At 44.9% G+C, this 9,657-nt stretch carries 8 protein-coding genes; 3 read left to right on the forward strand and 5 right to left on the reverse strand.

Annotated elements, in window-relative coordinates:
- The 3 genes from OKB87_RS23120 to mobA form a co-directional block, all read right to left on the reverse strand.
- On the reverse strand, positions 1-3,292 hold a 3,292-nt coding region (locus OKB87_RS23120), incomplete at its 3' end, for a restriction endonuclease (RefSeq protein WP_270828600.1).
- Between the two features lie 112 nt (positions 3,293-3,404).
- Complete coding sequence (locus OKB87_RS23125; RefSeq protein WP_270828601.1) at positions 3,405-3,989, reverse strand: mobilization protein MobX; 585 nt, start codon at positions 3,987-3,989, stop codon at positions 3,405-3,407.
- Positions 3,990-4,001: 12 nt separating this feature from the next.
- On the reverse strand, positions 4,002-5,117 hold the full coding sequence (gene mobA / locus OKB87_RS23130; RefSeq protein WP_016946648.1) for a mobilization protein MobA: 1,116 nt from the start codon (positions 5,115-5,117) through the stop codon (positions 4,002-4,004).
- Between the two features lie 162 nt (positions 5,118-5,279).
- Here mobA and traD point away from each other — a divergent pair, with 162 nt between their 5' ends.
- The 3 genes from traD (at position 5,280) to OKB87_RS23145 (ending at position 7,756) form a co-directional block, all read left to right on the forward strand.
- The gene (gene traD / locus OKB87_RS23135; RefSeq protein ID WP_214182139.1) at positions 5,280-5,747 is read left to right on the forward strand and encodes a conjugal transfer protein TraD; all 468 of its coding nucleotides are present in this window, start codon (positions 5,280-5,282) and stop codon (positions 5,745-5,747) included.
- A 595-nt stretch (positions 5,748-6,342) separates the two neighbouring features.
- Positions 6,343-7,299 carry a replication initiation protein gene (locus tag OKB87_RS23140; RefSeq protein ID WP_094396512.1) on the forward strand — a complete coding sequence of 319 codons (957 nt, stop codon included), beginning with the start codon at positions 6,343-6,345 and terminating at the stop codon, positions 7,297-7,299.
- A 7-nt stretch (positions 7,300-7,306) separates the two neighbouring features.
- Positions 7,307-7,756 carry a helix-turn-helix domain-containing protein gene (locus tag OKB87_RS23145; protein ID WP_139947264.1) on the forward strand — a complete coding sequence of 150 codons (450 nt, stop codon included), beginning with the start codon at positions 7,307-7,309 and terminating at the stop codon, positions 7,754-7,756.
- Here the strand turns inward: OKB87_RS23145 and OKB87_RS23150 are convergent.
- On the reverse strand, positions 7,733-7,975 hold the full coding sequence (locus tag OKB87_RS23150) for a hypothetical protein (protein ID WP_270828602.1): 243 nt from the start codon (positions 7,973-7,975) through the stop codon (positions 7,733-7,735). The genes OKB87_RS23145 and OKB87_RS23150 overlap by 24 nt on opposite strands.
- 16 nt (positions 7,976-7,991) lie before the next feature.
- Positions 7,992-9,657, reverse strand: a 1,666-nt coding sequence (locus OKB87_RS23155) for a type ISP restriction/modification enzyme (protein WP_333563331.1), incomplete at its 5' end; no start/stop codon positions are given.

A 9,657-nucleotide genomic window follows, 5' to 3' on the forward strand; every position in this document is an offset into this window, starting at 1 on the left:
GCTCTCCGATACGGTCACTTGCCCAACGGATAGCGCGAATATAAGAATCATATAAGTTTTTTTGCAGCGTTGCTGATGAATACGCTGCATACGTATCGGATATCCTCTTATCCAGATGAGGGTAGCTAATATTCTGATTATTATCATTCTCTGATCTCTGACCCGCTGAATAAGGTGGATTTCCGATAATCACCCGAATATCCAGTGCCTTCTGCCGCTTACGGCGTTCACTGTTATCAACCAAAACCTCACTGACCAGGTCATCTTTCTCATACATTTCAAAGGTGTCAGTCAGACAAATCCCTTCAAATGGCGTGTACTCTGATTCTTCCGTGATGCTGTGATACACCGCCTCAATATTAATGGCGGCAATGTAATAGGCTAACAAGACGATTTCGTTGGCATGGATTTCATTTTTAAACTTGTAAGCCAGTTTATCTGACGGGATAAGACCACTTTGCAGCAGGCGGGTGATAAACGTACCGGTTCCGGTGAATGGGTCAAGAATATGCACACCTTTGTCGGCGAGTGTTTGTCCGAACTCCTGTTTCAGCACGTCATTCACGCTGTGAATAATAAAATCAACCACCTCAACAGGCGTATACACAATGCCCAGACGCTCCGTCATTCTCGGGAACGCGTTTCTGAAAAACTTATCGTACAACTGTACGATAATCTGCTGCTTACCTTCTGCGGTGGTAATGCCGTCCGCACGCATTTTTACCGACTCATAGAAGCTGTTCAGCGTGCTGGCTTCTTTTTCGAGATGATGCTCCTGCAACGTGTTAAGCACGTTCTGCATCGCCATACTCATCGGGTTATGGTCGGTAAAATTGTAATCCGCAAACAGGGCATCAAAAACCGGCTTGGTTATCAGGTGCTGAGCCAGCATTTCAATGATTTCATCATCGGAAACACTGTTATTCAGGTCATCACGCAGTTCATCTGCAAATGCCCTGAAGGCACTGATTTCTATTTTATTCCCCGGATTTTCGAGAATGCCGTGAATGCGGTCGATATGTGTGCGGGCAATTTTAGCAATATCGTTCGCCCAGTCTTCCCAGTGATGCCGGTTACCGCATTTTTTAACGATTTTTGCGTACAGGGCGCGCTCAATCTCACCAACGGAAAATTCAATATCAAACTGCTCAGGAGCGGGACTCACGGCTGAACCAATGCCACTGCTTTTACGCGCTTTTCCTGCTATCTCAGATTTTTTCGTCTGCCGTTTGGTTTTCTTCACCACTTTATCGGCTACCGCGATCACTTCCATTCTGCCGGTATCTTTACCGTTAAACTCCAGCTTGTTGATCATGGCATCAAAGCGGTCATCATGCGCCCTGAGTGCATTCAGCACCTGCCAGACAACACGGTAAGCCTGATTATTGTTCAACGCATTCTCCGGCTCTTCTCCGGCGGGAATGACAACCGGCAGAATGACGTAGCCCAGCTCCTTACCTTCAGCACGCCGCATCACACGTCCGACAGACTGCACCACATCCACCTGAGAGCTTCTCGGCGTTAAAAACAACACCGCATCCAGAGAAGGCACATCCACGCCTTCAGATAAACAACGGACGTTAGACAATATCCGGCAGACATTTTCATCCGTGTCCGCTTTCAGCCATTCAATTTTGGATTTTTTCTCAGTGGCATTCATGCTGCCGTCAACGTGCTTCACCTGACACTGAAGTTTTAATGATGGATCAATCGCCTTATCCGGTGCGGTTTCCCTGAGAAGTTCGATCTCGGATGCCTGATAAGCCTCAACCACTGCTCCGAACATTTCCGTGATCAGTTTAGAACTGACCTTATGCGTCTTTCCGCGAAAGTCTTTTTCTATCACCTGACAGAACGCAACAGCCCGTTTCATCGCATCAGGGTGAACGCCATCTGCCCCCGCCAGTCCCTGCTTTGCCAGTGCTTTCCAGCAACCCACAATCTTGGCCGCATCATCGACTTTGAGCTGATTATTTTCATCCTTCAGCAGAGACTGAATGCGGCGGCTGACATGCTTTTCTTCCACGGCAAGCACAATAACTTTGTAATCACACAAAATGCCCAACTGGACGGCTTTAGAGAAGGTAATGACATACAAATCATCCCCATAAAGACTTTTGTCATCCATTGAGCATAGGGTAACTCCCTCAGTCTCTTTCGCATCATCTCCAAAAATGCGCGGAGTCGCGGTCATGTACAGGCGTTTTTGACCGGCGATATAGGCGTTGTCGTGAATACGAACAAAGGCGGACTCATCATCCCCTTCAAAGGTCGCACCTGTGGTCCGGTGAGCTTCATCACAAATGATGAAATCAAATGCAGGAAAACCCAGTTTTTGCGCCTGATGGATGACCTCAACAGAGTGGTAGGTAGAAAACACCACGTTCATATAAGGCGGCTTATCACTGCCGAAAATATCCGGCTGATTAAACGCTTTGACGAGGCTGCTAGCATTCGTGGTCGCCGGATATTTCAGGTCGCTGATACCGACAACAACATTATCATCATGGTTTTTCTTACCCACATCACTGTCAGAGCAGACCGCAAAACATCTCAGGTCTATCAGCGTATCCTGCGTCCATTCATCCAGCGTCTGACTCAACAGTGCCAAACTTGGCACAAGGAACAGTACGGTTTTACCTCTTCCGGCAACGGCTTCAGCAATACGCAGAGAGGTGAAGGTTTTTCCTGTGCCGCACGCCATAATGAGCTTGCCCCGATCGGCAGTCGCCAGCCCTCTTTTAACGGCTTCAAGCGCGGGAGTCTGATGAGGCCGGAGTTGCTTTTTGGCTTTCATCACCGGCTTGTATGCCGGATCAAAATCGAATTGTGACCAGTCCAGTGCGCTTTGCTCAAGGTCTGTCAGGCTTAACGCAGTGACAGGAACGGCCTTGTCCCGCAGCATATTTTTAGCTTCCTCCGTCCAGTTATCCGTAGAGGCAACGATATAGCGGAGCGTAAAATACGTTTTATCGGAGGCAGCCAGAAAACTATCAATATCCTTTTTGGCAATTTTCGTCTGATTGTAGTTTTTACACTGAATGGCATGAAATTCACCCGTTTTAGTTACGGCGACCAAATCAATGCCATCATCTTTTTTCTTCGTGATCCCAACGGTTTCACCGTACTGAGAAACCCATCCGCCATAGCTCAGCACGTCACTGTACAGCTCGGCATATTTAGGTTCATGGAGGAAATACTGCACACAAAGGTTTTCAAAGGTTGTACCTTTGTCCCGCTGTGTTGGTGAAGCCTGTTCAATTTTTGTCAGCAATGCAGAAAGTGCATTCATCGTTGATATCCTTAATGTCCTTTATTTGCTGGGGTTATCAGATCCCCCCGACACGTTTAATTAATGCTTTCTCCGCCGGAGATCGACGCACAGCGTTCTGTGCTCTATGATGTTATTTCTTAATAATCATCCAGGTATTCTCTTTATCACCATACGTAGTGCGAGTGTCCACCTTAACGCAGGGCTTTCCGTCACAGCGCGATATGTCAGCCAGCGGGGCTTTCTTTTGCCAGACCGCTTCCATCCTCTGCATTTCAGCAATCTGGCTATACCCGTCATTCATAAACCACGTAAATGCCGTCACGCAGGAAGCCAGGACGAAGAATATCGTCAGTACAAGATAAATCGCGGATTTCCACGTATAGCGTGACATCTCACGACGCATTTCATGGATCATCGCTTTCGCCGTATCGGCAGCCTGATTCAGCGCTTCTGTCGCCGGTTTCTGCTGTGCTAATCCGGCTTGTTTCAGTTCTTTCTCAACCTGAGTGAGCGCGGAACTCACCGATTTCCTGACGGTGTCAGTCATATTACCGGACGCGCTGTCCAGCTCACGAATGACCCTGCTCAGCGTTTCACTTTGCTGCTGTAATTGTGATGAGGCGGCCTGAAACTGCTCAGTCAGAGAGATAACACGCTTTTCCAGCGCCTGATGATGCCCGATAAGGGCGGCAATTTGTTTAATTTCGTCGCTCATACAAAATCCTGTCTATCGTGAGAATGACCAGCCTTTATCCGGCTTCTGTCGTATCTGTTCGGCGAGTCGCTGTCGTTCTTTCTCCTGCTGACGCTGTTTTTCCGCCAGACGTTCGCGCTCTCTCTGCCTTTCCATCTCCTGATGTATCCCCTGGAACTCCGCCATCGCATCGTTAACAAGGGACTGAAGATCGATTTCTTCCTGTATATCCTTCATGGCATCACTGACCAGTGCGTTCAGCTTGTCAGGCTCTTTTTCAAAATCAAACGTTCTGCCGGAATGGGATTCCTGCTCAGGCTCTGACTTCAGCTCCTGTTTTAGCGTCAGAGTATCCCTCTCGCTGAGGGCTTCCCGTAACGAGGTAGTCACGTCAATTACGCTGTCACGTTCATCACGGGACTGCTGCACCTGCCTTTCAGCCTCCCTGCGCTCAAGAATGGCCTGTAGCTGCTCAGTATCGAATCGCTGAACCTGACCCGCGCCCAGATGCCGCTCAGGCTCACGGTCAATGCCCTGCGCCTTCAGGGAACGGGAATCAACCCGGTCAGCGTGCTGATACCGTTCAAGGTGCTTATTCTGGAGGTCAGCCCAGCGTTCCCTCTGGGCAACAAGGTATTCTTTGCGTTCGGTCGGTGTTTCCCCGAAACGTGCCTTTTTTGCGCCACCGCGCTCCGGCTCTTTGGTGTTAGCCCGTTTAAAATACTGCTCAGGGTCACGGTGAATACCGTCATTAATGCGTTCAGAGAACATGATATGGGCGTGGGGCTGCTCGCCACCGGCTATCGCTGCTTTCGGATTATGGATAGCGAACTGATAGGCATGGCGGTCGCCAATTTCCTGTTGGACAAAATCGCGGACAAGCTCAAGACGTTGTTCGGGTTTTAACTCACGCGGCAGGGCAATCTCGATTTCACGGTAGGTACAGCCGTTGGCACGTTCAGACGTGTCAGCGGCTTTCCAGAACTCGGACGGTTTATGCGCTGCCCACGCCGGCATATTGCCGGACTCCTTGTGCTCAAGGTCGGAGTCTTTTTCACGGGCATACTTTCCCTCACGCGCAATATAATCGGCATGAGGAGAGGCACTGCCTTTTCCGCCGGTTTTTACGCTGAGATGATAGGATGCCATCGTGTTTTATCCCGCTGAAGGCGCGCACCGTTTCTGAACGAAGTGAAGAAACGTCTAAGTGCGCCCTGATAATAAAAAGTTATCAGGGATTGTAGTGGAATTTGACCTTAGCTGCCACCATTGAGCATAATTATCCCGTTAACATTCAGAGGATAAACGGGCATGAATAAAAGCGAAAAGCAGGGACAATGGGCAGCAGACAGAGTGCAGTACATTCGCGGCTTAAAGTCGCCGAATGAGCAACAGAAACTTATGCTGATACTGACGGATAAAGCAGATAAAACAGCACAGGATATCAAAACGCTGTCCCTGCTGATGAAGGCTGAACAGGCAGCAGAGAAAGCGCAGGAAGCCAGAGCGAAAGTCATGAACCTGATACAGGCAGAAAAGCGAGCCGAAGCCAGAGCCGCCCGTAAAGCCCGTGACCATGCTCTGTACCAGTCTGCCGGATTGCTTATCCTGGCGGGTCTGGTTGACAGTAAGACGGGTAAGCCTGTTGATGATACCGCTGCCTTACTGGGTGCATTAGCCAGTCTGAATGACCTGTCACGGGATAATCCGAAGTGGTCAGACTGGAAAATCAGAGGGCAGGAACTGCTGAACAGCAAAAAGTCAGATAGCACCACATAGCAGACCCGCCATAAAACGCCCTGAGAAGCCCGTGACGGGCTTTTCTTGTTTCATGAGTGGATTTCCTCGTATGAACCCATGAAAAGCGGCTGTAGTGACATCTAGCCCCATTCCCTGCCAGAGCTGTGAGCGAAGCGAACTGATTTTCACAGAATGAACAGCGATTCAGGAGCCGGATGGTCGGAGACAAAAGAAATGTTCAGCGAGTTGCCCGAGCTTGCGAGGGTGCTATCTCAGTATTTTGGGGGTTTAAGGTCTGTTTTGAAGAGGAGCAAACAGCGTTTGCGACATCCTTTTATCATATCGATCAACTGACTCAGGCGTGCAGTTATCCACAAGGCCATGATCTATTCTTTTTTATCTTTTCTATTCTTTCTTTATTCTATAGATTTTAAGCTGTTGTTATAAAACAAAAAAAAACATGAAAGGTTAAGCAAAAATTAGGAAAGGTTAAGCAAAAATTAGCATCTTCCGCCAAAAGGTTAAGTGAAAATTAGGTAATCCACACAACCACACAAAAGGTTATGCCAGTGTAATTGACATAACCAATACCAAGGGTTATGTTATTTTAAAATCACAACCAATGGTTTTAGTCATGGCTGAATTGGTAGTATTCAAAGCAAATGAGCTTGCGGTTAGTCGTTATGACCTAACAGAACACGAAACGAAACTAATCCTGTTTTGTGTTGCAAAGCTAAACCCCACATTAGAAACACCAGATGAAACTGAACGAACGGTTAAATTTTCATGCTCAGAATATGCTTCATTTATGGGGATAAGTTATGAGAATGCGTGGGGACGATTAAATACATCAACACGAGAATTATTTAAGCGGTCTATTGAGTTAATATATCCAACAGGTGCTGTATCTATGCGTGTTTTTAATTGGGCTGAATATGCAGAGTTCAATAGGGAAACACAAGAAGTAACTTTAGTATTTAGTAAATACATAATCCCATTGCTATTTCACCTAAAGAGATTCATTAAATACAACCTCGAGCACGTTAAGTCTTTTGAAAACAAATACTCAATGCGCATTTATGAATGGCTGCTAAAAGAACTAACACAAAGAAAAACACATAAAGCCAATATTTCAATAAGTATTGATGATTTTAAATTCATGCTAATGTTAGAAAAAAGCTACCCGGAATATAAATTACTAAACCATTGGGTTTTAAAACCAATCTCAAAAGATTTAAATACATATAGCAATATAAAACTATCTATTGATAAGCGCGGTCGTCCTGCTGATACGCTGATCTTTCAAGTTGAACTGGATAAACAAATTGACCTTGTGACTGAGCTAGCAAAAGATCCAATATCAAAAAAAGAAGATAAGTCAATCCGTTTAACGCCTGAAAATCGTCTGCATGAGGGGCTAAAAACAACATTGCATGATGCTTTAACTGCGAAAATACAACTTACTGGATTTGAAGCTAAATTCCTGAGTGACATGCAGAGTAAGTATGATCTCAACGGCTCATTTACATGGCTGACTCAAAAACAACGAACCACGCTAGAGAAAATTTTAGCCAAGTACGGACGAATCTGAGGTATCTATGGCTTTAGTATCAATAAGTGAAGCAGCAAGACTAACGGGAAAAAGCCGCACAACAGTACAGGCATACATTAAGCAGGGAAAACTGACCAAGTGTACAGATAGCGCAGGCGCTTCAAAACTAGACACATCAGAGCTTCTACGTGTTTTCGGTTCATTCACTGGTCAGCAAGTTGGCAGTGAACAATCAGGTATCACTGTGCAGCGTTTGGCAGGTGAATTTGTGCAGTTAACTGACCAGAATTTGCTACATGAAAACTATGCTTTAAAAGCTGAAGTAGAGCTCGTAAAGGCATTGCTGCGTGAAAAAGAGCTACTACTCAATGAAAAAGACAAGCGCAACGAGGATCTCAAGCAAGCGTTGTTACTGATAGAGTCCAAACTGCCAGCAACACCAGAACCAACCATGCCGCCTGTGGTGAAAAAATCATGGCAATTCTGGAAGAAATAGCGTTTTCAGCCGGCAAACCGACTGAAACCGGATCTGCGATTCTGATAACAAGTCGGCAACACCAAAACAGCCTGTTTTCGGGGCGGATAACCCCGTGTTTTGGACGTTACGGCGGGTTTTGCCGGTGAGTGGTGTGGCGGTGGTGCGCGCAAGATCCATTATGTTAAAAACGACAGGATTCATGAAAATCATCAGAATTGTGCAGGATGGTTTTTCCATCCTGCACACCTATCGATTAGATATCTAATTTAGGCAGGCTATTGACGATTTTCTGAGTTTCCAGGCTGACAGTGATAATTCTCAGGAATAGCTCTAGTGGGTATCTAGGGTTATTCATTGTTTCAACTGCCCAGTCATTAGCATCATTCACAATACCGCTATCTTTATGAGTAGAGACACCTTGCCGCTCCATCACCCATTCAAGAGCTGGCTTGCCATTCACAACGTAGTCATAGGCTTCAGTTGGAATGTTTTTTATGCGAATTTTATTGTTATAGATGACCGTATCTTTTTCACCTTTTTTGGCGAACTTCATCTTCTCGACATAAAAATCGTCTTTGCCTAACTGAGAATAGCTCAGGGATCCCGTATCAATATCAGCCTTGTATGGCTCAACTTTTTCATATTTTAAATGCAATTCAGCAAGTTCACGACCACTATTAGAATAAACAAAAAAATCATCAATATTTTTAACTAAAGGAATACGAGGTAACTCTTTACTAATATTATCCTTATATGTAGCCCTGTAGTCATTGGAATGAAGCAATCCATATATATAGAAAAAGACATCCTCATTAGTAATATTATTTAACGAATAATGAGAATTTATCTCAATCAACACATCATTATTAATGGCATTTTTTCTTACGACACCAGTATCCGAGGATTCATACACATATAAAGGGAAGCACTGAACATCACCTAACAAGTGGAAGTCAGGTACGACGTCTGTCAATAGTACGCAAAATCCTTTTTTTGGATTTACATTTAATGTTATCAGCACATTTTCAGAGTTTGGGAATGGAAATATCTGTGGCATTTGATAAACCATTTCATTCAGTCTTCTATTAAAATACATCCAGCATTTTATAAATGGTCTATACATCGACACATATATAGATAAGTCATCAAATTCCAAATTACGACCTTTTTTTAAATCGTTCTTTAGGGCTCTAGTCCAACTTATTTTTGTTGGGTTATTATCAATAAGGTCGCCTACATCCTTACCATTTAAATCACCTACTCTAGAAAGAGTAGACAATTCGTTATTGTAAAAATTAATCATATCTGAAATGTTAACTCTTAACTTTTTATTAGAGTATTGATAAACCCAAGAGTCCCTTGCTGTAACGACCCCATTTGAATAGTTATGAAAAAAGCTTTTTTCTTTTTCATCCTTTTTATTACCTATCGCAATGAAGTCATAAAAACTGTCATCTCGCTGATTCAGCCAGTCGTTGTAGACATCTGGTGTGATTTTCTGCCAGCCATGCGTTTTCTCAATACCGTCAATACTGCCAAAATCGGAAATTGTCTCCAGCTTTTCTTCTTTTGTCAGGTAATCACCAATATCATGAAAATAAATCTGACCCGTCTGTGTTGCTACCGGATTTTTTACCAGAATAGCAATTACAATCGGCGTTCTTGTTCCCTGACCAAAAACGTTATCTTTTTCTTTGCGGCGAACCTCTCCTGACGTTCTAGCATTCCCTCTCAGATGGAAAAAATACAGGCTACTGAACTCTTCCGCCAGACACTTACGAAGTCCATCAGCCGAGTTAGAGTCGATATAGCCACCATTAGTGACAAAACCGATCACCCCCTGCTCTCCGATACGGTCACTTGCCCAACGGATAGCGCGAATATAAGAATCATATAAGTTTTTTTGCAGCGTTGCTGAT

Source organism: Aeromonas sp. Y318-1, from assembly GCF_027706125.1.
GTDB lineage: Bacteria > Pseudomonadota > Gammaproteobacteria > Enterobacterales > Aeromonadaceae > Aeromonas > Aeromonas hydrophila.

Excerpts from the sequence above, each read along its gene's own strand:
- OKB87_RS23125 (WP_270828601.1), bottom strand. The coding sequence starts at position 3,989 with ATGAGCGACGAAATTAAACAAATTGCCGCCCTTATCGGGCATCATCAG.
- mobA (WP_016946648.1), bottom strand. The coding sequence starts at position 5,117 with ATGGCATCCTATCATCTCAGCGTAAAAACCGGCGGAAAAGGCAGTGCC.
- OKB87_RS23140 (WP_094396512.1), top strand. The coding sequence starts at position 6,343 with ATGGCTGAATTGGTAGTATTCAAAGCAAATGAGCTTGCGGTTAGTCGT.
- traD (WP_214182139.1), top strand. The coding sequence starts at position 5,280 with ATGAATAAAAGCGAAAAGCAGGGACAATGGGCAGCAGACAGAGTGCAG.
- OKB87_RS23150 (WP_270828602.1), bottom strand. The coding sequence starts at position 7,975 with ATGGAAAAACCATCCTGCACAATTCTGATGATTTTCATGAATCCTGTC.
- OKB87_RS23145 (WP_139947264.1), top strand. The coding sequence starts at position 7,307 with ATGGCTTTAGTATCAATAAGTGAAGCAGCAAGACTAACGGGAAAAAGC.